Here is a 24,468-nt window from a genome sequence, read left to right as displayed (position 1 = left end):
GGCGTACGCGCCGGTGGCCGTGGGGCACCGTAGCGTCCGGACGATGATCGAGACCATTGTGTTCGACGTGGGGGAGACCCTCACCAAAGACGACCGCTACTGGACCTCATGGGCGAACTGGCTGAAGGTCCCGAGCCATACCCTCTCCGTGCTCGTGGGCGCCGTCGTCGCCCAGGGCAGGGACGGCAAGGACGCCCTCAAGCTCGTCAGTCCCGACATGGACGTCGAGTCGGCGGAGCGTGCGCGCGAGGGCGCGGGCCGGGGCGAGCACATCGGCGAGGCCGATCTCTATCCGGACGTGCGGCCCGCCCTCGGCGCCCTGCACAAGCTCGGCATCCGTGTCGTCATCGCGGGCAACGGGACCGCGCGCGCCGCCGAGCTGTTGCGCGACCTCGATCTGCCCGCCGACGCGGTCGCCACCTCGGGGGAGTGGGGCGTGGCGAAGCCGGACCCCGCGTTCTTCGCGAAGGTGCTCGAAGTCTCCCAGGCGGGGCCCGCCGAGACGCTCTACGTGGGGGACCACCCGGCCCACGACATCTTCCCCGCCCGGCAGGCCGGCCTCCGCACCGCCCATCTGCGCCGGGGCCCGTGGGGGCACCTGTGGGCGAACGACCCGGCCGTCGCCGAGGCGGCGGACTGCCAGCTCGACAGTCTCACCGTGCTCGCCGCGATGATCTCCCAGAGGGCCGCCGCGGTCAGAGCGTGAGCAGCATCGCCAGCATTCCCATGCCCATCGAGAGCCTGCACGCGAGCGCCAGCTCGGGTCTGTCCCCCCACCCGAGCACCGGCGCTCCGCCGACGGCGCCTTCCCCCGCCGCGACCGTCCTGGCGGGGGCGAGCCGTGCCCCGGACCACAAGACGTATCCGGCGAAGTAGAGCAGCAGGGCCCCGGTCAGCGGCGGGAGGCCCGTGCCGCCGTGGCCCGCGTGACCGCCCGGCGCCGCGATCATCGCCACCGACATGTACACCATGGCCAGGGCGCCGATCAGATGGTGGACGTGGTGGCGGTCCGAGCGCGCGGGGCCCAGGGAGAGCCACAGCCCGTGCAGCGTCGCGGCGGCGAACACCGCCGCGCTGACGGCCCAGGTCCAGCGCGGCAGGGCGACGACCGCCGCGGGCGCGGCCATCACCGCCATACCGAAGCCCATGAGCGCCTCACCGCCCGCAGTGCGGCGCTGTTCCTCGATACGGCTGCGCATCCGCAGCAGGCAGTAGGCCCCGGTCGCCGCGCACAGTGCCACGAGCAGCCAGGCGGCCTGCACCGGTCCGTGCACCGCGCACCTCCCCCTGTCGACGGTGTCGTCGGGTCGATGCCCGGGTCCGCCGGGCCGTATGCGGGCGCAAGGGGGTGCACCGGGAGCGCACGGGGGGTGTGGCCCGCTCAGGGTGGGGCGCCCTCGGGGGTGCGGGAGGGCCACCGCGAGGGTCGATATTTTGCAGGTAAAACACTTGCTAAGGTTTTAGGTATGAGCAGTCCGTCGTCGTCCACCCCGCCCACATCCGCCGCGCCCCACCGCCCCGCCCGCGTCCGGCGGCTGCCGCTCGCCGGGGTGCTCCGCCCCAACAAGCCGTCCGACACCTGGTTCAAGCCGGCCTGCAGCGTCGTCGTCGCCACCGCGATCCCCGACCTCACGCTGCTGGCCCTCGGCCGGCTCGACCTGGTGATGTACACGATGGCCGGGTCGTTCTGCGCCCTGTACACGCACCACCTCCCGTACGCCGCCAGGGCGCGCGCCCTGGCCTGGGTCGTCGCCGGAATGACGGCGAGCGTGGCCGCCGCCCTCGTCACCGCCTCGCTGACCGGCTCCGCCGCGGTCCTCGTCGCCGTCGGCGCGGTGCTCGCCGCCCTGCAGAAGACGCTGTGCGACGCGACCCGCATCGGGCCGCCGGGGCACCTGATCTTCACCTTCATCAGCTCGGCGACGCTCTTCGCGCCCAGCACCCTCGGCCAGGTCCCCGCGCACCTCGCGCTCACCCTCGCCGGGGGCGCCGTGGCGTGGCTCGTCGGCATGGCGCCCGCGCTCCTGCGCCCGCACGGCCCCGAGCGCCGGGCCACCGCCCGCGCCCTGCGTGCCGCCGCCGCGTACGCGGACGCCGCGCGGGCCGGGGGCGAGGGGGCCGCCGCCGAGCGCGCCCGCTCCGCCGCCGCGGGAGCCGTGCACGCCGCCTGGCAGGCCCTGCTCGCCACCGGCAGCCGCACCGCGGCCCGCCGCGCCCTGGGCTGCCTCGTCGTCCGCGCCGAAGAGGCCCTCGCCGCGCCCGACGCCGCGGACCCCGGCGCGCTGCGCGCCTGGGCGGCGAAGCTGCGCGGCACGGGCGCCGTGCCGCGCCCCGCCGACGTACGCCCCGGTGAGCGGGACGAGCTGCTCGGCGTCGAGGCCGAACTCGCGGGCCCCGCCGTGCCGCTGTGGCGCAGGCTCGGGCCCGGTTCCCCGCTGCTGCCCATCACGCTGCGCACCGCGGTCGGCTGCGCCCTCGCCGGCTACGCCTCACTCGCCCTCGGCGTCGGCCGCCCCTACTGGGCCCTGGTCACCGCCGCCTCCCTCTACCAGGCGAACCTCACCCTCACCTGGAACCGCGGCGTGCAGCGCGTGGTCGGCAACCTCGTCGGGGTGCTCGCCTTCGCCGCCATCGCGCCCTTCGCCCACCTCGGCCACGCGGAACTCATCGTGAGCTGCCTCGCGCTCGCCTTCGGCGCGGAGGCGCTGATCAGCCGGAACTACTGGATGGGCAGCGTCTGCGTGACGCCCATGGCGCTGCTCGTCACCGAGTTCGCGCGGTTCCAGCGGCCGGGGGAACTGATCCTCGACCGCGTCGTGGACACCCTCGTCGGGGCCGTGCTCGGCGTCGCCGCCGCGATCCTCGTCACCAACCGGCGCGCCACCGACCACATCGAGCGGGCACTCGCCGCCGCCGAGCGGGCGACGGAGCGGGCCGAGGCGGGCCTCGCGGCCGGCTCGGGACCGGTCGAGCCCGCGCGGCGCCGGCTCACCGCGGCCCTGGTCGAACTGCGCGCCGCGGCCGACGCCGCGGCGGGCGAATGGTGGCAGCGCGCGCTGCCCGAACAGCGGGTGGTCGCCGCCGAGCGCGCCGGACACCGTACGCTCGCGGCGACGGTACGAAGGAGCCGCGAGAACGGACCGGCCACGCGGGTCCGCGAAGGGGCCGCCGACGCCTGGGAGGGCGCACCAGCATGAGAGCAGAGAACGGCCCGGCGGCGGAGGCCGGCGGCGACACCGTGGCCGCGGTGGTGCGGCAGTGGCAGGCGGTGCGCCCCGACATCGACACCGGGCCGATGGAGGTGATCGGCCGCATCAACCGCTGCGCGGCCCTCCTCCAGCAGGCCGAGGACGCGCCGCTGCGCCGGGCGGGCCTGACGCGGGCGGAGTTCGACCTGCTCGGCGCGTTGCGCCGCACCGGGCACGAGCTGACGCCCGGGGAGCTGGCCCGCGAGACGTTCTCCTCGGGGGCCGCGGTCACCAAGCGGCTCAAGCAGCTCCAGGAGCGCGCGCTCGTCGAGCGCAGGGCCGACGCGCGGGACCGCCGGGTCGCGCACGTGCGGCTCACCGACGCGGGGCGCGGCCTCGTCGACACGATCCTGCCGGAGCAGCTCTCCTACGAGACGGTCGTGCTGTCCGTGCTCGACGGCGGGGACCAGGAGCGGCTGAGCGATCTTCTGGGCGGCCTGCTCGCGCGGCTCGAAGGGCGGCTCGGGCCGGGCAGGGGCTGAGCCGCCCGCGTCCGGCCGGTCACGCCGCCGCCACGCGCTGCTCGATCTCCTCCGGCGACAGGTAGGCGTCCGTCATCTCGAAGTCCTTGAGGGTGGCCGGGCGCTGGGCCTGGAATCCGGTGCGGACGTAGTCGTCGCCGGCGATCGCGTTGAGGCCCCAGTTGGCGGCCGTGCGGAAGCGGGCCGTGACGGTGCGCAGCGCGCCCAGGTGGTACCCGCGCGCCACGACCTGCGCGGGCAGCCCCGAGAGCTGCACGCCCAGCGGCTTCGACACCGCCTGGATGCCGCCGAGGTCCACCACCAGACCCAGGTCCTTGTGCCGGTAGTCGGTGAGCGGGGTGCCGCGCAGCGAGGCGAGGACGTTCTTCGCGGCGGTCCAGCCCTGGCGCATGGCGTGCTGCGCGGTCGGCGGGCAGATCGCGTCGCCGCCCTTGACGACGTCCGGCACGGCCGCCGCGTCGCCGAGCGCGAAGACCCCGTCGAGGTCGGGCACCGTCAGGTCCGGCCTGACGACGAGCCGGCCGCGGTTGGTGTCGGCGCCGAGCGTCGCGATGAGCGGGCTCGGGGCCACCCCCGCGGTCCAGATCAGCGTGCGGCACGGCAGGACCCGGTCGTCGGTGAGCGTGACGGTGTCCTCGGTCACCTTGGCGACGGACACGCCGAGCGAGACGTTCACGCCCCGGCGCCGCATGATCTCCATGGCCTTGTCGCCGAGCGGTCCGCCCAGCTCGGGCATGAGCTTCGGCGCGATGTCGACCAGGTGCCACTTGATCTGCGAGACGTCCAGGCGCGGGTAGCGCTTGACCGCGGCGCACGTCAGGCGCTGGAGGTAGGCGGCGGTCTCGGTGCCCGCGTAGCCGCCGCCGACCACGACGAACTGCAGGCGCTGCTCGCGCTCCTCGCGGGAGGAGCTTGCCGAGGCCAGGTCCAGCTGGGAGATGACGTGGTCACGGATCCAGGCGGCCTCGGCGAGCGTCTTGACGCCCACCGCGTACTTGTCGACGCCGGGGATGTCGAACTGCCGTGTGACGCTGCCGGGCGTCAGGACGAGATAGTCGTAGCGCTCCACGACCTCCTCGCCGTTGATCTTCCGCACGAACACGGTCTTGGTCTTCGTGTCGATGCCGATGGCGCCGCCCGGCACGATGGCCGTGCGGCGCAGCATCCGGCGCAGCGGCACCGCGACCGACTGCGGGGTGAGCACGCCGGCGGCGACGTGGGGGAGGAGGGGGAGGTAGAGCTGGTGATCCATGGGGCTGATCAGCCGCAGCTCGGCCTCGTGGGGGGCGAGCGTCTTCTCCAGCTTGTGAGCGCACTCCATGCCGGCGAATCCGCCGCCGACGATGAGGATCCGGGGAGCTGCCATGTGATGTCTCTCCAAGGGAGTGGGAGATCGTCTTCAGGGCCGTGGGGGGCCGTCAGGAGTCGTCATGGATCTTCTGGACCGTACCTGTGGCCGTGTACCCCTGCATCCCGGATGGATTAGTCGTGTGACGTGGCTCACGTGGGTGGCGGAGACGGTGGACCTCGCCACCCACGTGCGGAACGGATGACCGGAGCGCCGCGCGCTCAGATCCCGGGGCGGTAGCGGATCGGGTGGTCGTGCGGGACCTCCACGAGGACGATCCTGAGCCCGTCGGGGTCCTCGATCCACATCTCGATCAGCCCCCACGGCTCCTTCACCGGCGGCCTGACCACCTCGACGCCGCGCTCGGCCAGCTCCTCGTGCGCCGCGTGGACGTCGGGGACCTGGAGCCAGAGCCGCAGCTCGGGCGGGGGCGGCGTCTTTGAGCGCCCGGAGAGTTCGAGGAAGCCGCCGCCGAGGAAGTAGACCGTGCCGCGCTCGGGGCCCGTGCCGAACTCGCGGTACACGGCGAGGCCCAGCGCCTCGCCGTAGAAAGCGCGCGAACGCTCGGGATCGCCGGGGTGGAGGAGGGTCCTGCTGCTCAGTACATGCACCATGCGGCCGCACCCTAGCCGCGGGTTAGGCTCGGCGGTGCACTGTGCCGCGCCGAGAATCGGAGAAGAACCGATGGACACCGCCCCGCGTCCGCGTACCGGAGAACTGGCCTTCCGCGACGCGGAACCCGCCGACGTCGACGCGCTCGTGACGCTCATCGAGTCGGCGTACCGCGGCGATTCCAGCCGCGCCGGGTGGACCACCGAGGCGGACATCCTCCAGGGGCAGCGCACCGACCCCCAGGGCGTCGCCGAGGTCATCGACGCGCCGGGCAGCCGCTTGATGACGGTCGAGCGGGACGGCGAACTGGTCGCCTGCTGCCAGCTCGAACACCGCGGCGGGCACGCCTACTTCGGGATGTTCGCGGTGAGCCCCGCCCAGCAGGGCGCGGGCCTCGGCAAGGTCATCATCGCCGAGGCGGAGCGCGTGGCCCGCGAGGAGTGGGGCGCCCGCGAGATGCACATGACGGTGATCTCCGTACGCGAGGACCTCATCGCCTGGTACGAGCGGCGCGGCTACCGCCGTACGGGAGAGATGACGCCCTTCCCGTACGGCGACGAGCGCTTCGGCATCCCGCAACGCGACGACCTGCGGTTCGAGCTGCTCGTCAAGGACCTCGTCGACACAACGGCCGGACCGGGGCGCGGCTAGGCCGTGAAGCGGCCGGTGCGCTTGATCTCGGGGTAGTCCGTGGTCGCGCCGTCGAGCTGGAGGGCGCGCACCAGGCGCAGGTCGTCCTGCGTGTTCACGACCCAGCCGATGATCCGCAGATCGGCCTTCCTGGCGTGCTCGACGATCTCCAGGGTGAGGCGCCGGATGTTGAGCACGAGGGTGGTGGCGCCGACGGCCGTGGCGCGCTCCACGACGTCGGCGCCGTAGCGGCTGGCGACGAGCGCGGTGCGCACCCCCGGCACCAGGCGCGCGATCTCCGCGATCGCCTCGTCGTGGAAGGAGATGACCTCCACCCGGGAGACCAGGTCGCGGCGGTGCATGACCTCGGCGAGGGCGCGCGCGGCGGCCACGTCCTTGATCTCGGCCTGGAGCGGCGCGCGCACCGCGTCGAGCACTTCTTCGAAGACGGGGACGCGCTCACCGCGGCCCGCGTCGAGCTCGCGCAGCTCGGCGAGCGTCTTCTCGGCGATCGGCCCCTTGCCGTCGGTCGTCCGGGCGACGTCGGCGTCGTGCATGACGACGAGGGCGCCGTCCTTGCTCAGGTGCAGATCCAGCTCGATGAGGTCGAGGCCCGCGGCTTGGGCGGCGATGAAGGAGCGAAGGGTGTTCTCGGGTTCGACACCCATGACCCCGCGATGACCGATGGTGAGGAAGTTCAAGGTTCGCTCGCTTCCGTCGACGGCGGCTGGTGGCCGCACGGCAACGGCGCGGCAATGTCGCAGCCTAACGGCCCGTCTCGGCGAGGGAACCAGTCTTACGGGGGTGGGTGACGGCGTCCGCCCTGGTGCCCACGATGCCGAGGACGAGGCCGGTGACGAGGGCTGCGACAAGGACTGCACGGGTGCTCACGGGTGCGCTGCTCCCTGTGGCGGGGACGGCTGACCCCGCTCGTCCTACCGCTCGGGCGCCCGTCGCCGCGAGCCGCTTCACCCGCAGGTGGGCGCGTCCTCCAGAGGTTGACCTCCGGGTGTGACGCCCCTCGCGCGAGCGCGCCGTTCACCCCGCGGTGGCGCCCGGCGGGGCGTAGACCGTCAGCGCGCCCCGCTGCTTGTCCAGGAACAGGGTCGCCGGGGCCGACGCGATCTCACCGTCGTACGCGAGGTCGCGGACGTCCTCCAGGCCGCTGATCCGCAGCCGCTCGACCCGCTCGGCGGTGAAGACCCGCGAGCGCCGCAACGCCCCGCCGAGGGAGGACAGGGCCAGCCGGGTACGGGCCAGCGGCGCCTCGGCGTCGACCGTGCGGACGTCCAGGAGCCCGTCGTCGGGGCGGGGCCGGTGCGAGGGGGCGAGGCCGTCGGGGACGTAGCGGCCGTTGCCCGCGAAGAGCAGCCACAGGACGCGGTCGTGGCCGTCGATCCCGACCCGCAGCGGCGTCGCGTCACGGAGCACGGCGAGGAGGGACACGGCCGCCGCGGGCCACTTGCCGATGCGGCCCTCCAGCTTCTCGCGCCTGCGCACCAGTTCGGGGTAGAGGCCGATGCTGAAGGTGTTCACGAACCCCGCGACGACCGTGCCGTCCCCGTCGTGCACCCTGGCCAGGTCCACCCGCACGGCCTCGCCGCGCTCCACGGCGCCCGCCGTGTCCTCGAAGGTGGCCGCCCCCACGTCCTGGGCGAAGTGGTTCAGGGTGCCGCCGGGAAAGACCGCGAGGGCGAGCCCCGCCGCCGCGGCCCGGCGCGCGGCGGCGTTGACCGTGCCGTCGCCGCCGCAGACGCCGAGCACCCCGCCCCTCCCGGCGGCGAGCGCGGCCCCCTCGTCCAAGAGCTCGTCCAGATCGCCGCCAGGGCCGCACGCGAGGATCTCGGCCCTCGGCAGCAACTGCTCCAGACGCTGCCGGGCGGGCGTCCGGCCCGGCATGTCGCTGCCCGACCCCGAGTTGAGGACGACCACCAGGCCCTCGCCCCCGGGCAGCGCGGGCGCCGCCACGCGGGTCCGCCCGTCCGGCTCCGTGCTCGGCCGCGGCGGCCACCAGTAGCAGGTCACCGCGGCGGCGGCCACGCCGAGCGCACAGCCCGCGAGCACGTCCGAGGGGTAGTGGACCCCCACGTAGACCCGGGAGAACGCCACGGCCGCCGCGACCGGCGCGGCCATGAGGCCGTACCGCGACGACTCCAGGGCGAGGCCCGTCGCGAAGGCCGCCGCCGAGGCCGCGTGCCCCGAGGGGAACGACGACGTCCACGGCGTCTTCGCCGGCCGCCGCACCAGCGGGACCGCGTCGAGCCCGGGGCGGCCGCGGCGCACGGCGTGCTTGGCGGCCGCGTTGGCGGTCAGCGACGCCAGGGCGAGCGCGCCCACGCCCCGGAGCGCGGCACGCCCGGCCACGGGGCCGCCGGCGAGGGCCAGCGCGGCGGCCGAGCCGAGCCACAGCCGGCCGTGGTTCGCGGCGGTGCTCAGCGGCGGCAGCACCCGGTCGGCGCCGGTCGGCCTCGCCGCGGCCACCCGTGCGAACCACCGTCGGTCGGTCCTGCCGATGCGTCCCGTCATGGCCTCACTGCAACAGGGCAGGCGGAACGGGGCCCGCGCTGCTCGCCCGAACGGGTCAAGCGCGGACGAGACCGCCGCCGGACCCGGAATGCCGACCCCACCACACCGGGGAGAATGCCGATATGACGACAGGACGCTCTCTCGACATCCAGGTCAAGCGGGTCCATGACGCCGCGGAACCGGACGACGGCTCCCGCGTCCTCGTCGACCGGCTGTGGCCGCGCGGCATCTCCAAGGACCGCGCCGCGCTCGACGCCTGGGAGAAGGAGCTCGCGCCCTCCACCGAACTGCGCCAGTGGTACGGCCACGACCCGGCCAAGTTCGACGCGTTCGCCGAGCGCTACCGGCGGGAACTCGACGACGCCGACCGCGCGGCGGACCTCGACCGGCTGCGCGGCCTCGCGCGCTCGGACCGGCTGACCCTGCTCACGGCGACCAAGGACCTGCCGCACGGCCATGTGCGGGTCCTGGCCGACGTGCTGCGGTCGGGGTGAACCCACCGGGGGCGGAGACTTTGCCGGACCGGCAACACATCTCGTCCGCCGCGTGGCGTCCGTCGCATGCTCGTGCGCACGTCACCGGTCCGTCGAGCGCCCCTGGAGGGCCCATGCCGCAGTCCACGACCGCCGCCCAGCGCACGCACCGCCTCGTCCCCTCGCCCGCGGGCCGCGTCCACCTGGTGGAGCAGGGCACGGGGCCCCTGGTCCTGCTGGTGCACGGCTTTCCCGAGTCCTGGTACTCCTGGCGGCACCAGTTGCCCGCGCTGGCCGCGGCCGGGTACCGGGCCGTCGCCGTCGACGTCCGCGGCTACGGGCGCTCCAGCCGGCCCGCCGACGTGGCGGCGTACCGGATGCTCGACCTCGTCGAGGACAACGCCGCCGTGGTCCGCGCCCTCGGCGAGGAGAGCGCGGTGGTCGTCGGGCACGACTGGGGCGCGACCATCGCCGCCCACTCCGCGCTCGTCAGGCCGGACGTCTTCCGCGCCGCCGCCCTGCTGGGCGTCCCGTACACCCCGCCCGGCGGCCCGCGCCCCAGCGAGGTGTTCGCGGGCATGGGCGGTGAGGGGAGGGACGAGTTCTACGTCTCGTACTTCCAGGAGCCCGGCCGTGCCGAGGCCGAGATCGAGCCGGACGTGCGCGGCTGGCTCGCGGGCTTCTACGCCGCGCTCTCCGCCGACGCCATGCCCGGCCCCGGCGACCCCGGCCCGCACTTCACGGGCCCCGGCGGCACCCTGCGCGAGCGGTTCCCCGCCGGAGCCCTGCCCGGCTGGCTCGACGAGGCCGGACTCGACGTCTACGCGGGGGAGTTCGAGCGGACCGGCCTGACCGGAGCGCTCAACCGCTACCGGAACATGGACCGCGACTGGGAGGACCTGGCCCGCTTCGCCGGGGCGCCGCTCACCGTGCCGAGCCTGTTCATCGGCGGAGCCCTCGACGCCTCCACGACCTGGCTGGCGGATGCGATCAAGGCGTTCCCCGACACCCTGCCGGGCCTGAGCGGCACGCACCTCCTCGACGGCTGCGGCCACTGGGTCCAGCAGGAGCGGCCCGCCGAGGTGAACCGGCTCCTGACGGACTGGCTCGCCGCCCTGCCCGCCTGAACCACCGCCTCCCCGAGTGATCTCGCGCACTGCTTCGCCCCGGCCGGCCTTCCGCGCGGCTTCCGGGGTAGGCGGGGAGCATGAAGGATCTCTTGAGGCATCGCGCCCGGCGGCTGCTCGGCGTCGATCACCGGCTGCTGTTCTGCGGGGTCGCCGCCGGCATGTGGGTGTTCGGCGGAGTGCGGGGGCGGCGCGCCGCGGTGCGCGGCCTCACGTCCATGGGCCTCGCGTCGGCCACCGTCAACACCCTGAGCAGGAGCGCGGTGAGCCGTTCACGCCCGGTCCACGAGGCCGCCCCCCTTCTGCGGCACCTGCCCCGCAAGCCGCTCACCGGCCCCTACCCCTCGGGCCACACCGCCTCGGCGGCGGCCTTCGCGGCGGGCGCGGCCCTGGAGGCGCCCGGCTGGGGAGCGGCCCTGGCCCCGGTCGCGGCCTCGGTGGCGTACTCCCGGATCCACGGCGGCGCGCGCGACCCCCGGGACGTCCTGGTGGGCGCGGCCCTCGGCGTGGGCGCCGCCTACGCGGTGCGCGGCATGGTGCCCACCCGCGCCCAGCTCCCGCCGCCCGCACGGCCGCGCGTCGACGCGCCCGCGCTGCCGGAGGGCGACGGCCTGATCGTGGTCGTCAACCCCTCGTCGGGCGCGCAGCCGCAACTCGCCGACCCCGTACGGCAGATCAAGACCGCGCTGCCGCGCGCCGAGGTGGTCCTCTACGAGGAGGAGGCGGGCGCCCTGCCCAAGGTCCTCGAAGAGGCGGCCAGGGAAGCGGCCCGGCGCGGCGGCGTCCTCGGGGTGTGCGGGGGCGACGGCACGGTCAACGCCGCCGTCGCGCCCGCCCTGCGGTTCGACGTGCCGCTGATGGTGCTGCCCGGCGGCACGTTCAATCACTTCGCCGCCGACCTGGGCGTCGACACGATCGCGGACGCCTGCGTCGCGGTGGGCCGGGGCAGCGCGGTCCGCGCCGACGTGGGGCGGATCAAGCCGCTGTCCGGCCTCGGCCCCGGCGGCAGGGTCCACGCCGAGGAGGCCCACTTCCTCAACACCTTCAGCCTCGGCAGCTACCCCGAGCTGGTCCGCAGCAGGGAACACTGGTCCCCGAAGATCGGCGGCCCGCCCGCCACGCTCCTCGGTGTCCTGCAGATCCTGCGCACGGGCCGTCCGCTGCGCGCCGTGGTGAACGGCCGCCGCCGCTCCATGTGGCTCCTCTTCGCGGGCAACGGCGCTTACCGCAGCGTCGGCATCGCCCCGGTGCGCCGGCACGACCTGGCCGACGGGCTGCTCGACGTCCGCATCGCCCACGCGGGCCGCTTCGCCCGCAGCCGGCTGCTCGCCGCGGCCCTCGCGGGCCAGCTCACCCGCACCCGCGTCTACGCCGCCGCCAAGCCGCAGCGCCTGGTCATCTCCGGACTGCCGGAAGGCACCCACATGGCGTACGACGGCGAGGTCACGCCCGCTCCGCCCGCGCTCCTGATCGACAAGCTCCCCGAGGCGCTCACCGTGTACCGCCCGACGGCCGACTGACCTCCGCGGCCATGTGCGGCTAGGGGAAGGTGACCGCCGGGTCGGCGGGCGACAGGACGAGCCAGCGGTGCGCCGTGTCGTCGAAGCGCCCGTAGGCCATGACGTGGACGTCCACCGGGTCGGGCGCGACCAGCGGGAAGTACATCGGCCGGGGTTCGGCTTCGAGCGGCGTGAGGTCGGTGGCGGTGTCCCACAGCGCGGCGACGCCGGGCTCCGCGCGCACGGCGGCCACCACCTCGGTCAGGCGCTCGTTCTCCGGCCAGCGCTGCCAGGCGAGGCGCAGCAGGCCGAGCAGCGGCCCTGCCCACCGGGTCTCCCACTGCCGGAGCTGATAGCGGGCCTCGGGTGAGAACGCCCAGGTCATGACGTTGGCGCCGGGGTGCATCAGCCAGGGGCAGTGGCGCGCGGCCACAGTGTTGGCGGCGACCACGTCCCAGGCCTGATCGCAGATCCAGCTCACCCGCCGCTGCTGGTGCAGCAGGTCGAGCATGGCCGCGTCGGGCGGCGGCGCCGAACCGGCGGGGCGCGCCGGCGACCGGAGCCCGGCGCCGCGGTACAGGGCGTCCGCCTCGGCCGGCCCGAGGGCGAGGACGCGGACGACACCGGCGATCAGCTCGGGCGCGTGGGCGCGGTCCTCGCCGCGCTCCAGGGCGCGGTACCAGCGCTCGGAGACGCCGAGCAGCAGCGCCATGTCGAGCTGGGTGACGTAGCTGCGGTGGCCCCGGAACGGCACGGGTCCCGGCAGGTCACGGGGGTCGCGCGCCATCCGCCAGGCGCGCAGCATCCGGCCGAGGTCCTCGCGACGCGGGTCGGGCACGGGTAAAGACCTCGCAAAGATGGGGTGTCCTGCCGGTGGCTGCCGCGTGCCCTGCGCGTTACGGCGGCCGGGCGGGTGCAGGTTGACAGCGTCGCACACGGCCGCGAGGACCGGAACCGCGGAGTGCCGGTACGCGTGCGTGCCGTTCTTCGGGGCCGCCCGGGAGCCAGGGTGAGCCGGTCGGCGCGCCCCAGGCCGGCGACGCGGGCCCGCACCCCGCGACACCCGCGGCCCCGCACCCCGCGACACCCGCAGCCCCGCACACCACGGAGAACGCGCATGAGCTACTTCCTCCCGGAGAACGCCCCCGTGCTGACCGCAGCCCGCGGCCTGACGCTCGCCCACCCCGGCATGATCGAGGTGAACGGCGCACCGCTGTACCTGCGCGCCCGCGATCCGCACCCCGACCGCACGGTCGCGCTGGTCTCCGGCGGCGGCTCCGGACACGAGCCCCTGCACACCGGGCTGCTCGGGCGCGGCGGCCTGGACGCCGTCTGCCCCGGCGAGATCTTCGCCTCGCCGCACAACCGGCAGATCTACGAGGCCAGCGCCGCCGCGGCAAGGAGCGGCGGTGTCCTGCACATCGTCAAGAACTACACCGGCGACGTCATCAACTTCCAGATCGCCGCCGAGCGGCTGCGGCACGACGGCGTCCCCGTGGCCACCGTCCTGGTCGAGGACGACCTGGCCACCGACAGCGCCGACAGCGCGACCGGCCGCAGGGGGACCGCCGCCACCGTCGTCGTCGAGAAGCTGCTCGGCGCGGCGGCCGACCGGGGCGCCTCCCTGGAGGAGCTGGCCGAGCTCGGACGGCGCGTCGTGGCCCGGTCGCGCAGCATCGCGGTGGCCGCCCGCGCCCAGACCTCGCCCACGACGGTGAGCCCGGCGTTCACCCTGGATGAGGGGACCCTGGACTACGGCGTGGGCATCCACGGCGAGCGGGGCATCCGCACCATCGCCCGCCCCGCCGTCGGCGACCTCGTCCGGCGGATGACCGACGACCTCCTCGACGCCCTGCCCGAGGGCCCCGGCGAGGTGCTCGCCCTGGTCAACGGCCTCGGCGCCACCACGGAACTGGAACTGAACGCCATCGGCGTCCTGCTCCGCGATGAGCTGACCGGCCGCGGCCTCACCCCGGTCTTCGTCGTCCCCGGCACCTTCACCGCCGCCCTCGACATGGCGGGCTTCTCCCTCACCCTGACGCGCCTGGAGGACGGCTGGGCCGACCTCTGGACGGCGTCCACCCGCACCCCGCTCGTCCTGCCCCGCCCGCTGAACGGCGGCGAGACCGCCGGCGAGGCCACCGTCGGCGTCCCCGCCGAGGCCGCGCGGACGGCCCCCGCCGAGGGGGCCGCGGGCGACCGCGCCCTCCTCGACCGCTACGCGGCCACCGTCACCCAGGTGCGCGACAACCTCACCAAGCTCGACCAGCTCGTCGGCGACGGGGACTTCGGCGACAACCTGACCGGCGGAGTGCGGCGCGCGGTGAAGCTCGCCGACGAGCGCGGCCTCGACGGCACGACGGCCCTCGCCGAGGCCTTCCTCGACGACGTCGGCGGCACCAGCGGCCCCCTCTTCGGCCTGCTCTTCCAGCACCTGGCCTCCGCCGTGCCCGCGGACGGCGGGGCGCCGGGGGTCGGGGCCCTCGCCGAGGCCGCGGAGGCGGGCTTCGCCGCGATCCACCGGGTCGGCGGCGCGAACCCCGGCGACTGCACGCTGGTCGACGCCCTCGCGCCCGCCGCCGAGTCGCTGACCGCGTCCGCCGGGGACGCCGGAGCCGAGGCCCCGCTCACGGAAGCGGCCCAGGCCGCCATCCGCGGCGCGCTGGCCACCGCGTCCCTGCGGCCCCGGCGCGGCCGGGCCAGCTACGTGGGCGACCACGCCCTCGGCGTCCCCGACCCCGGCGCGCTCGCCGTGGCCCTGCTGTTCATGGCCCTGGCCGACATCCACGAGCCCGCCACGGCCCCCCGGCTGCCCGCCCCGGGCCACATCACCCTGCCCTGAGCGAAAGACTGGCCGCCGCCCCGTCCATTCTCTGACTAAAGTCAGGGAATGGACGAGGCGCAGATCGAGCGGGTACGGCGGTTCAACCGCACCGTCACCGAACGCGTGGGCGTGCTCCACGACCACTACCTCGGCGGCGACCGGCCCGTCGGCGAGGCCCGGCTGCTCTGGCAGATCGGCGAAGCGGGCCAGGACGTCCGCCGGCTGCGCGAGCGCCTCGGCCTCGACTCCGGCTACGTCAGCCGCCTGCTCCGCGCCCTGGAGGCCGACGGCCTGGTGACGGTGGAACCGCTGCCGGAGGACCGGCGGGTGCGCACCGTCAGGCTCACCGAGGCGGGCCGCGCGGAGCGGGCGCTGCTCGACGCCCGCAGCGACGACCTCGCCGGGTCCCTCCTCGCGCCGCTCGACGAAGGGCAGCGCGCCCGGCTCGTCGACGCCATGGACGAGGTCGGCCGGCTGCTGACCGCCGCGACCGTCACGCTGGACGTCGTCGACCCCGGCCACCCCGACGCCCAGAGCTGCCTGCGCGCCTACGCCACCGAACTGCGGGCCGCCTTCGACACCGGCTTCGACCCCGCGCGCAGCCTGCTGCCCGACCCGGGAGAACTCCGTCCGCCGTTCGGCCTGTTCCTCGTCGCCCGGCAGCGGGGCGAGCCCGTCGGCTGCGCGGGCCTGAAGCTGCCGGCCGACGCCCCGGCCGAGATCAAGCGCATGTGGATCGCGCCCCGGGCCCGCGGCCTCGGCCTCGCCCGCCGCCTCCTGACCGAGCTGGAGGAGCGGGCGGCCGGACACGGCCGTGACGTCCTGCGCCTGGACACCAACAAGGCGCTCACCGCGGCGATCGCCCTGTACCGCTCCCACGGCTACCGCGAGGTCCCCGCCTTCAACGACGAGCCCTACGCCCACCACTGGTTCGAGAAGCGCCTCGGGAAGCGCCCCGCACCGCGCCGCTGAGCGCCGCGGCGGGCTCTCAGGCCGGGCAATCGTCCTTCCCCGCGCCGCGGAACGTCCGGTACACCGGCGAGCGGCGGTCGTCTTCGACAGCCGGGTGTTCGACGACCGGCACCGGCTTGCACACCGCCCACTGGTCGTTCACGTCCGGCCCCTCGAAGCCGTACGCACCCGCCGCTCCCCGCAGGCAGTCGCTGCAACCGGTCGCGGTGATGCTCGGCATGATCAGCGTGTTGTAGACGTCGTTCTTCGTCAGCTTCAGCGGAGCCCCGCCGCCCTTGCCGTCATTGTCGCCGGAGCCGCCCCGGCCCTCGTTCAGCTCGGTGTACGTGCGGTCGACGGCGTCGGCGAGGAGCGTGAACGCGTCGTGGTACATCACCGCGTAACCGTCGTCCAGGAACTCCTCGTCGAAGCCGTGCTCCGCCTTCAGCTTCTCGTAGACGCCCATGAAGCGGCCGAGCGCGCGCGGCGGGTCGTGCTCGCCCTTCCACCAGGCGGGGTCGACCGACGACGCGGCGACGATCGTCGCCCGCGCCTCCTTGAGCCAGCGGTCGGTCTCGGGCGTGGTGAGGGTCGGTTCGAGCCCGATGCCCACCTTGAGCAGCCGCAGCCGTCCGCTCCGCCCGCAGTCGCCCTCCTGCGCGAGGCGTTTGACGAAAGCGGGGAGGTCCTGGTCGCGCCCGGCGAAGAAGACGGTGTCCGACCGGGCCGCGCAGATCTTCTGCGCGGCGTCGGTGAACCGCCGGGGAATCCCCTTGTCCGTACCGGAGGAGCCGGTGAAGTTGGAGTTGCGGCCCTTGAAGTCGTACTCCTCGTCGAAGTGCTTCTCGAAGACCTTGCGCAGGTTCTGCGAGTAGACGTCCTCACTGCGGTTGTCCCAGACCAGGAACCCCTTCTCGGCCTGCGGCTTCTCCCGCAGGTACTGCTTCAGGGCGCCGGCGAACTGCTCGTTGTTCGGTGAGGTCTTGAAGAACTGCTCGGCGTTCATGTCCGCCGCGGTGATGACGGGCCCGACGGTCGGGATCCCCGCCCTGCTGAGCGCCTTTATGGCCTGCCGCGTCTCGGGCGTGCTGCTGGGGATGCCGGTGACCCCCACCAGCGGGGCCTTCTTGTCGGCGGCCAGCTCACCGAGCCGCTCGACGACCGGCTCCCACTGGTCGAGGTTGCGCCCGTCGGGGGCGAGCAGCAGCTGGTAGTGCGGCCCGCCGGCGTTGTTGGCCTCCTGCTGCGCCGCGAGCGCCCCGGCGAGCGCCCTGCGGATCATGTCCGTCGTCATCGCGCTGGACTCGTCCGCGGAGAAGGGCATCATCAGCGCGATACGCACGTACGGGATCCTGGCGCCGTTGTCGGAGGGGGAGTCGGCTTGCTCGCGCACCTCCCTGTTCTCGTCCTCGATCGCCTCGACCAGGCTCCCCAGGCGCGGATCGACGTCGAAGGCGTGCTCGGTGACCCCGACGCAGTCCCCGCCGATCTCGGCCAGGTCGTCCCCGCACCTGCCCGGTCCCCGCGCCCCCAGGGCGAGAAGGACGGTCACCACTCCGGCCACCACGGCAAGGCCGAGAACGGCGGCCCACTCGATCGGTCCCCACTCGCGGGGATGGCGACGGAACAGCATGCTTCCTCACTGTCCTGGTATCGGGAGGGGGCGCTTGTCGCGCGCGGCGGCGGGCCATCTTCGGGCCGCCTGGCCGAGCGCGACGCGCCAGGAAGGGTGACGCAGCGAGAGGTAGGCCAACTCGTGTTCGATGGCCGCGCACGTGTCGGGGTCCGGTTCGGTGTGCGGCTCCGAGAGATACCACAGGGCGTGCAGCAGGCGGTTGACGCAGCGCTCCACGTCGTCGAGGTGGGCGTAACGGCCGTCGAGCGCGCCGAGCGCCGTTCGCAGGCGGTCGTCCTGCCAGTCGCGGGCGGGCGGCGTCGGCGCGGTCGCGGCATACCGCAGACACAGCAGCCAGTGTCCGGCGCCCCGCTCGTCCTGCTCGGACTGGAACTCCTCCGCGAGCGAGGCCACCACCGTCTCCACGCCTCCGGCGGCGAGCATGTGCCGCAGGGCGTCGGCCTCTCCGTCCTCGCCGCGCTGGGCGTGGTGGTTCTGCAGGAAGCGGTGGATCTCCTGCCAGCCGCGGCTGTCGTCGGGCCCCGGCGAGAGCCTGCGCGCCTCGTGCACGAGGAGCGTCCGCAGCAGGGGATCGGTCACCAGCGGGCTCTCGGGAGGCGTCAGGCGCTGCCAGTGCTGCTGTTCCAGGTAGTCGGTGACGGCGTTCGCGGGCAGTTGCTCGGGCCCCTCCAGCCGCAGCCGGCTCGCCAGGGCCTCGGCGGCCGTGCTGTCCCTGGCGAGGGAGAGCAGGGTGAGCCGGTCGCGCTGCCGGCGGTCGGGCAGCAGCCGTTCGAGCAGCGCCTCGCCGACCGGGCGGCCGTCCTCGGTGAGCAGTTCGAGGAGGTCCCGCGGGGCGACCGCGCGGCCCTCGCGGGTGGCGGCACGGACCGCGGAGCACAGTGTGGTCGTGGCGGCGGGGTGGCCGCCGGTCAGGGTGTGCAGGGCCGAGGCGAGATAGGGGTGCAGCGGGGCGCCCGCCGATCCGGCGGCGAGCAGCGGCAGCACGTCGTCGCGGGTCAGGGGCGTCAGTGGGACGGTGAGCAGCCCCGCCGACGGCGAGGTGCCGGCGCGCTCCCAGCCGGAGGCGGCGGTCAGGTCCGCCAGTTCGCGCCGGACGGGGCCGGGGTCGCTGCGGGGCGCCTCGCCGAGCCGGGTGGCCACCACGACCAGCTCCTCGCGCTCGGGGGACTCGCTGTGCGCGCGGTGTTCCAGGAGCAGGTCGAGGAAGCGCCGCCCCGCGGGCAGGTGCACGTCGTCGAGGAGCACCAGCGGCCAGGGCTCGCGGTTCCACCGCTGGAGCCGGCCGTACGAACCCGCGACGTCGTGCCGCAGCGCCGCCATCAGCGTCTGCTCGACCGCGCGGCGGTAGTCCCCGCCCTGGTGGTACCACTCGCCGAGCAGCTCCAGCGGGTCGGTGCCGTCGTCGAACCGCGGGAAGCGCCCGCGGTACCAGTCGCGCTCGGGACCGGCCCGGTACTGGTCGGCGTAGGCGTCGTGCAGGGCCCGCGAGACGGCCACCGCTCCCGCCGCTCGGGAGCCGATCCGCGCCTCTGCCGCGCCGGCCCACGTCTGCCGCAGCTCCTGCTCGGGCCCCTCGGCCAGCCGGCAGGCGATGAGCAGCCGGGCGAGGCGCAGGCACACGGCGTCCCGCGTGGAGTCGTCGCCCGGCTCCCAGCTCGACACGGCGAACAGGCCGGGCAGGAGGACGGGAAAGGGACGCCGGTAGGAGGGCGCGAGCTGCCGTGCCAGCTCGGTCAGGACACCGACCAGGTCGGCGGCGACGGCGGCGTCCGCGTCCGGCGCGGTCGGTGGGAACGCCGGGAGCCCGGGCGGTTCGACCCGGACGTGGGCGAGGGGGAGCCGGTTGCGGTAGCGCGCCGCCAGTGCCCGCAGGACCGCGGTGCGCCCCATGCCGTGACGTCCCGTCACGAGCACGACGGGCAGGTCGTGCTGGAACTCCCTGGCCGCACGGGCGCGCTCGTCGTACTTCAGACCGGTGAGCCGGGGGACGAGCGCGCGCAGGAGAGGGTCCCTGCCGTACAGCGGGGTCTCTTCCGCTCTGCTCATCCGCCTGGTTCCCGCCTCGTGGTGCCGCTCCTGTTGTCAACCTCGCATGGGAGCAACGAACTTACCGTGAGCGACGGACCGTTTCCAGTTCGTTGATCAGGCCTGTGGATACCGGGAGAGCTCGACGTGGCCCGGCAGTGCCTCGGCGCCCCGCACCTCGCTCGGGTACGTCAGGCGGACCTTCCGCAGCTGGGGGAGCGGGGCGAGCGAGGCGAGGTCGACGTCGGCGGCCTCCGCGATATGGACCTCCTCCAGGCCGGGCAGACGCAGGGCGATCTTGCGCAGCGGCACGGCCGTTCCGGGCCCCGCGTGCACGTTCAGGCGGGTCACCTGCGGCAGCCGCGTGCGCGGCGCGAACAGCAGGGCGCTGAGCTGGGCGGCGGTCAGCGCGATCGTGCGCAGCTCGGCCAGCTCGCCGAGCAGGGCTCCCCAGGAGTCGGGCGCGAGGCGCTCGCTGGCTTCCTGGAGGCGCAGTTCCCGCAGGTCGCGGCAGGCCACGATGTCCGCGAGGCGCGTCGCGGTCGGCGGCAGCGAGAGCACCCGCAGCCGGTCGGGACACGGCAGGTCGGCGAGGCCGCGCCACGGCACGTCGGCGCCGACGACCAGCGTGTCGAGCCGCGGGCACCCGGCCAGCGCGTGCAGTGGCTCGAAGCGGGGCAGGTCCCGCAGTTCGAGGCGGAGCAGGCCAGGCAGCCGGGTGAGCGGCAGGGGGTCCTGGACGTTGCGGCAGCCGCGCAGCCCCAGCGACTCCAGCTCGGTGAAGCCGTCGAGGGCGTCGAGGGAGTCCAGGGAGAGGGAGTCGCGCAGCAGCAGCTCCCGCAGCCGCCCGGGGTCGAGCGCGGAACGGATGTCGGCCGCGGAGAAGTCACCCTGAAGGCTGACGCGGCGACAGGTCCGCATCGACCGCAGCGCCTGGAGCTGCTCGTGCGAACGCACGGTGACCCGGTCGTCCGGCGCGATCTCCAGGAGCGGCCCGACGACCTCCTCCGCGTACGTCGCGGTGTCGAACCGGTCCCAGTGGCCGAGCAGTTGCGCGCGCACGGCGGGCTGGCCCGTGCGCAGGAACTGCCGCAGGCGGGGGATGGCGGCGTCCCCGCCGATCTGGCAGATCGCGTGCACGGTGGCCAGCTCCTCGTCGCCCGTCACGGCGTCCGCGTCCGGCAGCAGACCGAATAGCAGCGGCCCCGTCCCGGCCAGGGCCCTGGCCTCGCGCAGACTGCGGGGCGGCACCAGCCGCGCGGCCTGGCTCTCGATGGCCTCGCGCACGGCGGGCGCGACGCTGGTGGCCTGCTCCAGCGAGGCGAGCGCGAGCAGCCGCAGCCGCGCCCGGACGGCCGGGTCCTTCTCCCGCTCGCCCCGCTCGCGCAGCCGGGTGAGCAGTTCGCCGCGCTCGTGGTGGCGGGCCTGGGCGACGACCATCTGCACGACGTCCTCCCACTGCTCCAGGTGCGCGTTGTTCACCAGCATCCCCATGTCGCGCTCTTCGAGCACGGCCTGGGCGCCCAGGAAGTCCTGGAAGGTGCGGTGGATGAAGTCGACGGCCCCCGGGCTCGGTTCGCGGAGCAGGCCCGAGCGTTCGAGCAGCAACTGGAGGACGTCCTCCGCCTCGCCCAGTTCCGTCAGCCGTTCGACCGAGGGCATCAGGCGGCGTACGACGTCCACGGCGTCCGCCCGGTCGAGCTGGGTCCGCTCGTTGCGGATCAGCCAGTAGGCGAGGCGCCGCAGCGGTTCCGTGGCGGACTTCTGGTCCAGCTGCGGGGTGTCGCCGCTGGTGCCGTAGACCTCGCGCTCGACGTCCCGCCGCTCCAGGAGCATGGCGAGGGCGGCTTCGTAGAGCGAGGCGCGGCCGCGGGGCAGGAAGCCCCGGCGCTCCCGGTGCAGGGCGCAGATCAGCCCGCACATCAGCGGGTTCGTCGCCAGGCGGCTCAGCTCGGGCCTGCTGCGCAGGGCGAGCGTCAGCGATGCGCCGAGCCGGGCGGGCGCCCCGGCCGCCGCGTGCCAGCGCTCGATGAAGCGCCGCATGTCGGCGGGGCGCATCTCGCTCAGCGTGAACTCCCGGAAGCCCTCGCGCTCCAGCCAGCCCTGTTCGAGGGCGGAGGGGCGCGAGGTCAGCAGCCACAGGTTGCCGGGGAAGACCGCGAGGAGCTTCTTCAGCCAGGCCTTGACCCGGTTGCGCTCGCCCTTGGGGATCTCGTCCGCCCCGTCGATGAGCATCACCGCGCGGCCGTGCCGCAGGACGCGCGCGGCCCAGCCGTCCGGTTCGGTGCCGAGCAGCGGGCAGTCGATCCAGCGCAGGAAGTCCTGCGGCACCGGCAGTTCGGAGCCCTTGCGGGTCAGGGCGCGCAGCGGCATCACGAACGGCACGCGCCCCACGAGCTGGGACAGGCCGCCGGGCACCCGGTCCTGCCGGGCGGTGGTGAGGGCGAGCCACTGGACGAGCGTCGTCTTGCCGGTCCCCGCCACGCCGCGCAGCAGGACCCGGTCGTGCGTGGCGAGGGCGGCCTCCACCGGAACGGCCGCGCGCTCGGGGGACTCGCGGTCGGCGCCCGGTTCGCCGTCGGCCGTCGCGGCTCCCTCGCCGGGGCCGCGGTACGGCACGGCCTCCAGGCTGAGGTAGGCGCTCTCCAGCGGCCACTCCTGGCCCTCGGGTTCATGCAGGTCGACGCCGTGGATGGTCAGCCTGCCGTGGCTCTGGACCACGTAGCGCGCGTACTCCTCCTCGAAGCGGCTGTCCTGGAGCGCGATCTCGGGCAGGCGCTCCTGGATCCGCCGGAGCCGTTCGCTCTGCTCGCGGATCTCCCTGCTCTGCTCGACCTGGGTGCGCGCCGCGAACCCGGGCTGTTCGCTGAAGAACCGCACCACGTGCGCGCAGGCCGTCTCCAGGAGCCGGTCGTGGAAGAGGGCCGCGTCGTCGCTGAGGAGCCTGCGGGTCTCCGGGCCGGCCCGCCGCGACAGCTCCTCGGCCAGCTTCTCGGGCCCGAGCGCGAAAGCCTGCACGTCGCTCATGTCGAGGTCGCCGAGGGCGTGCAGCGTACGCGCCAGCGCGAGGCCGACGGCGTCCTTCTCGTCGGCGCCGACCGGCGGGTCGTGCGGACCGGCCGACCGCACCGCCCTGCGCACCAGCTCGCGCGCGATGCGGTGCAGATCGTCCTCGGTGAGGGTGCGGTGCTCGCGGGAGAAGGCCATGAGGCGCCGGACGGGGACGGGCCGTTCGCCGAACTCCGCGCCCGGCGCCTTCGCGGGCGGCAGCAGCAGCCGTTTGAGCAGTGGGGCGATCACTGCCGAAGCGATGCGCAGCCCTACCGTGCCGCCGTCCACGCGGTCCCCTTTCGCCGCTTCGCCCCCGAACTCCGCGCCGTCCACGGGCCGTAGCCGGGACAAGCGTAGCCGCGGGAGCCGCCGGACGATTCGAACGGCGTGATCGTTCAACGCGGTTGGGGAGGGCGGGCGCCGCGGGCAGGACGCGCCGTGGGTGGCGGGGCGGACCGCCGGGGGCGGGACGGGCGCGAGAAACCGCAATCGCTCCGCTGTCCGGCGCGATGCGGGGCACAATTCCCCGTAGGAGTCGTAGGAGTGTGACCGTCACCGGACTCCGCGAGCGGTGTGGCGCCCGCGGGGAGCAGGGAGGCGCCGATGTCCACGCAGGCGCACCGCCTGAGCATCACGCAGCTCGCGAGCTGCGACGACTGCGCTGTCCTGCGGATCACCGGCGAACTCGACCGGGGCGGCGAGGAACTGTTCATGGGCACACTGGGCGCCTGCGTCGACGCGGGCCACCGGCATCTGGTCCTGGACGCCACGGCCCTGTCGTTCTGCGACTCGCGGGGCCTCAACTGCCTGCTCGCCATGCGGTGGCTGCTCCAGCGCCGCGGCGGCAAGCTGCTGCTCGCGGGCGCGGGCCGGCGGCTGACCGAGCTCCTCGCCCGGACCGGCAGCGCCGAGCTGATCCCCAGTCACCGGACCGTCGGCCTCGCCCTGGGCGAGCTGCCGGAGTCGCACCGCCCGGTCTGGCCGCCCGCCACACCGGCGTGCGAAGCGTGATCGGCGTGTCACCTAGCGTGAAATCGAGTGAATGTGACGGACGATCGGGGGTACCTGGCAGTCCACCACGCGCTTCCTTGCCAGGGAAGTGTCCTTGAGCGCATCAGGAGCGACGATGACGACAACGACCGGTGCGGGTCCCGGCGGCGCGGTCTGCGCCGAGCCGGAGACGGCGGGCCCGCGCGCGGGCGGCGCGGCGCGGCTGCCGGAACTCCCCGCGTTCGCGTCCGTGGACGCCGCCGACGCCAAGGAGCTCTCCAGGGTCCTCTTCGCACGGCTCGACGCCTTGCGGGAGGGCTCACCCGAGTACTCCTACGTGCGCAACTCCCTGGTGGAGCTCAACCTCGCCCTCGTGCGCCACGCCGTCCGCCGCGTGGGCGTGCGCGGGGAGTCGTACGAGGACGTCGTGCAGGTCGGCACCATCGGGCTCATCAAGGCGATCAACCGGTTCGACCCGGGGCGCGGCATCGAGTTCCCCACCTTCGCCATGCCGACGGTCATGGGCGAGATCAAGAGGTACTTCCGCGACACGACCTGGGCCGTCCACGTCCCGCGCCGCCTCCAGGAGCTGCGCTCCGACCTGGCCAGGGCCACCGCTCAGCTCGAACAGGAGCACGGCAGGGCGCCGACCTCCGCCGAGATCGCCCGGTACCTGGACGTCGACGGGGACACGGTGGCCGAGGGCCTGCTCGCCGCCAACGGCTACGCCAGCTCATCCCTGGACCAGCCGGCCGACGCCGAGAGCGCCTTCTCCGACCACATCGGACGCCCGGACGCCGGCCTGGAGAAGGTCGAGGACCTGCACGCGCTCAAACCGCTCATCGCCGAACTCCCCGCCCGCGACCGGCACATCCTCGCGATGCGGTACTCGGCGGAGATGACCCAGAGCGCCATCGGCGAGGAGCTGGGCATCTCCCAGATGCACGTCTCCCGCATCCTGACCCGTACGCTCGCGAGGCTACGGGCGAAGCTCACCACGCTGCGCTAGGCCTTCCGGTCCCCCGGCGGAGCACTTCCAAGATCCT

21 protein-coding genes are annotated in these 24,468 nt (G+C 74.5%); 11 read left to right on the top strand and 10 right to left on the bottom strand.

From position 1 onward, the window contains the following. Positions 1–43 precede the first annotated feature (43 nt). Positions 44–706 (top strand): HAD family hydrolase, encoded by a 663-nt coding sequence (locus DCW30_RS13865; protein WP_062771139.1) that lies wholly within the window; start codon positions 44–46, stop codon positions 704–706. On the opposite strand, the gene DCW30_RS13860 is transcribed toward DCW30_RS13865, so the two are convergent. Next, complete coding sequence (locus DCW30_RS13860) at positions 696–1,274, bottom strand: DUF5134 domain-containing protein (RefSeq protein ID WP_076687272.1); 579 nt, start codon at positions 1,272–1,274, stop codon at positions 696–698. The genes DCW30_RS13865 and DCW30_RS13860 overlap by 11 nt on opposite strands. Positions 1,275–1,466: 192 nt before the next feature. On the opposite strand from DCW30_RS13860, the gene DCW30_RS13855 reads away from it, so the two are divergent. Both DCW30_RS13855 and DCW30_RS13850 read left to right on the top strand, forming a co-directional pair. Further along, positions 1,467–3,197: an FUSC family protein gene (locus DCW30_RS13855; protein WP_103557534.1), complete on the top strand. Its 1,731-nt coding sequence runs from the start codon at positions 1,467–1,469 to the stop codon at positions 3,195–3,197. Beyond that, entirely contained in the window at positions 3,194–3,730 is a 537-nt protein-coding gene (locus DCW30_RS13850; protein ID WP_076687273.1) for a MarR family winged helix-turn-helix transcriptional regulator, read from the top strand. Before DCW30_RS13855 ends, DCW30_RS13850 begins: the two co-directional genes overlap by 4 nt. Before the next feature lie 19 nt (positions 3,731–3,749). Here the strand turns inward: DCW30_RS13850 and DCW30_RS13845 are convergent, their stop codons facing one another. Both DCW30_RS13845 and DCW30_RS13840 read right to left on the bottom strand, forming a co-directional pair. Continuing rightward, on the bottom strand, positions 3,750–5,096 hold the full coding sequence (locus DCW30_RS13845; RefSeq protein ID WP_076687274.1) for an NAD(P)/FAD-dependent oxidoreductase: 1,347 nt from the start codon (positions 5,094–5,096) through the stop codon (positions 3,750–3,752). Between the two features lie 203 nt (positions 5,097–5,299). Beyond that, on the bottom strand, positions 5,300–5,692 hold the full coding sequence (locus DCW30_RS13840) for a VOC family protein (RefSeq protein ID WP_076687275.1): 393 nt from the start codon (positions 5,690–5,692) through the stop codon (positions 5,300–5,302). 70 nt (positions 5,693–5,762) lie between these two features. On the opposite strand from DCW30_RS13840, the gene DCW30_RS13835 reads away from it, so the two are divergent. After that, entirely contained in the window at positions 5,763–6,341 is a 579-nt protein-coding gene (locus tag DCW30_RS13835) for a GNAT family N-acetyltransferase (protein ID WP_076687276.1), read from the top strand. Here DCW30_RS13835 and DCW30_RS13830 read toward each other — a convergent pair. From DCW30_RS13830 to DCW30_RS13825, 3 genes are all read right to left on the bottom strand, one after another. After that, on the bottom strand, positions 6,338–7,021 hold the full coding sequence (locus tag DCW30_RS13830; RefSeq protein ID WP_062771144.1) for a glycerophosphodiester phosphodiesterase: 684 nt from the start codon (positions 7,019–7,021) through the stop codon (positions 6,338–6,340). The genes DCW30_RS13835 and DCW30_RS13830 overlap by 4 nt on opposite strands. A 64-nt stretch (positions 7,022–7,085) precedes the next feature. Continuing rightward, positions 7,086–7,211: a hypothetical protein gene (locus DCW30_RS37910; RefSeq protein ID WP_257788623.1), complete on the bottom strand. Its 126-nt coding sequence runs from the start codon at positions 7,209–7,211 to the stop codon at positions 7,086–7,088. 147 nt (positions 7,212–7,358) lie between these two features. Beyond that, positions 7,359–8,846 (bottom strand): bifunctional phosphatase PAP2/diacylglycerol kinase family protein, encoded by a 1,488-nt coding sequence (locus DCW30_RS13825; RefSeq protein ID WP_076687277.1) that lies wholly within the window; start codon positions 8,844–8,846, stop codon positions 7,359–7,361. A 122-nt stretch (positions 8,847–8,968) separates the two neighbouring features. On the opposite strand from DCW30_RS13825, the gene DCW30_RS13820 reads away from it, so the two are divergent. The 3 genes from DCW30_RS13820 (at position 8,969) to DCW30_RS13810 (ending at position 11,966) form a co-directional block, all read left to right on the top strand. Continuing rightward, the gene (locus DCW30_RS13820; protein WP_076687278.1) at positions 8,969–9,340 is read left to right on the top strand and encodes a DUF488 domain-containing protein; all 372 of its coding nucleotides are present in this window, start codon (positions 8,969–8,971) and stop codon (positions 9,338–9,340) included. Between the two features lie 113 nt (positions 9,341–9,453). Beyond that, positions 9,454–10,446, top strand: coding sequence for an alpha/beta fold hydrolase (locus tag DCW30_RS13815; RefSeq protein ID WP_076687279.1), 993 nt, complete (start codon positions 9,454–9,456; stop codon positions 10,444–10,446). Between the two features lie 80 nt (positions 10,447–10,526). Continuing rightward, positions 10,527–11,966 carry a bifunctional phosphatase PAP2/diacylglycerol kinase family protein gene (locus DCW30_RS13810; protein ID WP_079250204.1) on the top strand — a complete coding sequence of 480 codons (1,440 nt, stop codon included), beginning with the start codon at positions 10,527–10,529 and terminating at the stop codon, positions 11,964–11,966. Positions 11,967–11,985: 19 nt separating this feature from the next. Here the strand turns inward: DCW30_RS13810 and DCW30_RS13805 are convergent, their stop codons facing one another. Further along, positions 11,986–12,783 carry an MmyB family transcriptional regulator gene (locus DCW30_RS13805; protein ID WP_119271293.1) on the bottom strand — a complete coding sequence of 266 codons (798 nt, stop codon included), beginning with the start codon at positions 12,781–12,783 and terminating at the stop codon, positions 11,986–11,988. Between the two features lie 279 nt (positions 12,784–13,062). Here DCW30_RS13805 and DCW30_RS38220 point away from each other — a divergent pair, with 279 nt between their 5' ends. Together DCW30_RS38220 and DCW30_RS13795 are read left to right on the top strand one after the other, a co-directional pair. Continuing rightward, positions 13,063–14,787, top strand: a complete 1,725-nt coding sequence (locus DCW30_RS38220) for a dihydroxyacetone kinase subunit DhaK (RefSeq protein WP_076687281.1) — start codon at positions 13,063–13,065, stop codon at positions 14,785–14,787. A gap of 48 nt (positions 14,788–14,835) precedes the next feature. Continuing rightward, the gene (locus DCW30_RS13795; RefSeq protein WP_076687282.1) at positions 14,836–15,741 is read left to right on the top strand and encodes a bifunctional helix-turn-helix transcriptional regulator/GNAT family N-acetyltransferase; all 906 of its coding nucleotides are present in this window, start codon (positions 14,836–14,838) and stop codon (positions 15,739–15,741) included. Positions 15,742–15,757: 16 nt separating this feature from the next. On the opposite strand, the gene DCW30_RS13790 is transcribed toward DCW30_RS13795, so the two are convergent. The 3 genes from DCW30_RS13790 to DCW30_RS37905 form a co-directional block, all read right to left on the bottom strand. Continuing rightward, entirely contained in the window at positions 15,758–17,353 is a 1,596-nt protein-coding gene (locus tag DCW30_RS13790; RefSeq protein WP_079250205.1) for an ABC transporter substrate-binding protein, read from the bottom strand. 6 nt (positions 17,354–17,359) lie between these two features. Continuing rightward, positions 17,360–19,402, bottom strand: coding sequence for a P-loop NTPase family protein (locus DCW30_RS13785; protein WP_076687283.1), 2,043 nt, complete (start codon positions 19,400–19,402; stop codon positions 17,360–17,362). A gap of 96 nt (positions 19,403–19,498) precedes the next feature. Beyond that, complete coding sequence (locus DCW30_RS37905) at positions 19,499–22,720, bottom strand: NACHT domain-containing protein (protein WP_076687284.1); 3,222 nt, start codon at positions 22,718–22,720, stop codon at positions 19,499–19,501. 315 nt (positions 22,721–23,035) lie between these two features. On the opposite strand from DCW30_RS37905, the gene DCW30_RS13775 reads away from it, so the two are divergent. Together DCW30_RS13775 and DCW30_RS13770 are read left to right on the top strand one after the other, a co-directional pair. Then, positions 23,036–23,443, top strand: a complete 408-nt coding sequence (locus DCW30_RS13775; protein WP_076687285.1) for an STAS domain-containing protein — start codon at positions 23,036–23,038, stop codon at positions 23,441–23,443. A 115-nt stretch (positions 23,444–23,558) separates the two neighbouring features. Further along, positions 23,559–24,431: a SigB/SigF/SigG family RNA polymerase sigma factor gene (locus tag DCW30_RS13770; protein WP_079250206.1), complete on the top strand. Its 873-nt coding sequence runs from the start codon at positions 23,559–23,561 to the stop codon at positions 24,429–24,431. Positions 24,432–24,468: the final 37 nt, after the last annotated feature.

The organism is Streptomyces alfalfae, assembly GCF_004127445.1.
Classification (GTDB): domain Bacteria; phylum Actinomycetota; class Actinomycetes; order Streptomycetales; family Streptomycetaceae; genus Streptomyces; species Streptomyces alfalfae.
The sequence above is the reverse complement of the archived record's forward strand: the minus strand, read 5'-3'. Positions and strand labels throughout refer to the sequence as shown.

Coding starts and splice junctions, on each gene's coding strand:
- DCW30_RS13770 (WP_079250206.1), top strand. CDS start 23,559: ATGACGACAACGACCGGTGCGGGTCCCGGCGGCGCGGTCTGCGCCGAG.
- DCW30_RS13815 (WP_076687279.1), top strand. CDS start 9,454: ATGCCGCAGTCCACGACCGCCGCCCAGCGCACGCACCGCCTCGTCCCC.
- DCW30_RS13785 (WP_076687283.1), bottom strand. CDS start 19,402: ATGAGCAGAGCGGAAGAGACCCCGCTGTACGGCAGGGACCCTCTCCTG.
- DCW30_RS13865 (WP_062771139.1), top strand. CDS start 44: ATGATCGAGACCATTGTGTTCGACGTGGGGGAGACCCTCACCAAAGAC.
- DCW30_RS13850 (WP_076687273.1), top strand. CDS start 3,194: ATGAGAGCAGAGAACGGCCCGGCGGCGGAGGCCGGCGGCGACACCGTG.
- DCW30_RS13810 (WP_079250204.1), top strand. CDS start 10,527: ATGAAGGATCTCTTGAGGCATCGCGCCCGGCGGCTGCTCGGCGTCGAT.
- DCW30_RS13855 (WP_103557534.1), top strand. CDS start 1,467: ATGAGCAGTCCGTCGTCGTCCACCCCGCCCACATCCGCCGCGCCCCAC.
- DCW30_RS13790 (WP_079250205.1), bottom strand. CDS start 17,353: ATGCTGTTCCGTCGCCATCCCCGCGAGTGGGGACCGATCGAGTGGGCC.
- DCW30_RS13795 (WP_076687282.1), top strand. CDS start 14,836: ATGGACGAGGCGCAGATCGAGCGGGTACGGCGGTTCAACCGCACCGTC.
- DCW30_RS13845 (WP_076687274.1), bottom strand. CDS start 5,096: ATGGCAGCTCCCCGGATCCTCATCGTCGGCGGCGGATTCGCCGGCATG.
- DCW30_RS13840 (WP_076687275.1), bottom strand. CDS start 5,692: ATGGTGCATGTACTGAGCAGCAGGACCCTCCTCCACCCCGGCGATCCC.
- DCW30_RS13825 (WP_076687277.1), bottom strand. CDS start 8,846: ATGACGGGACGCATCGGCAGGACCGACCGACGGTGGTTCGCACGGGTG.
- DCW30_RS38220 (WP_076687281.1), top strand. CDS start 13,063: ATGAGCTACTTCCTCCCGGAGAACGCCCCCGTGCTGACCGCAGCCCGC.
- DCW30_RS13835 (WP_076687276.1), top strand. CDS start 5,763: ATGGACACCGCCCCGCGTCCGCGTACCGGAGAACTGGCCTTCCGCGAC.
- DCW30_RS13820 (WP_076687278.1), top strand. CDS start 8,969: ATGACGACAGGACGCTCTCTCGACATCCAGGTCAAGCGGGTCCATGAC.
- DCW30_RS13775 (WP_076687285.1), top strand. CDS start 23,036: ATGTCCACGCAGGCGCACCGCCTGAGCATCACGCAGCTCGCGAGCTGC.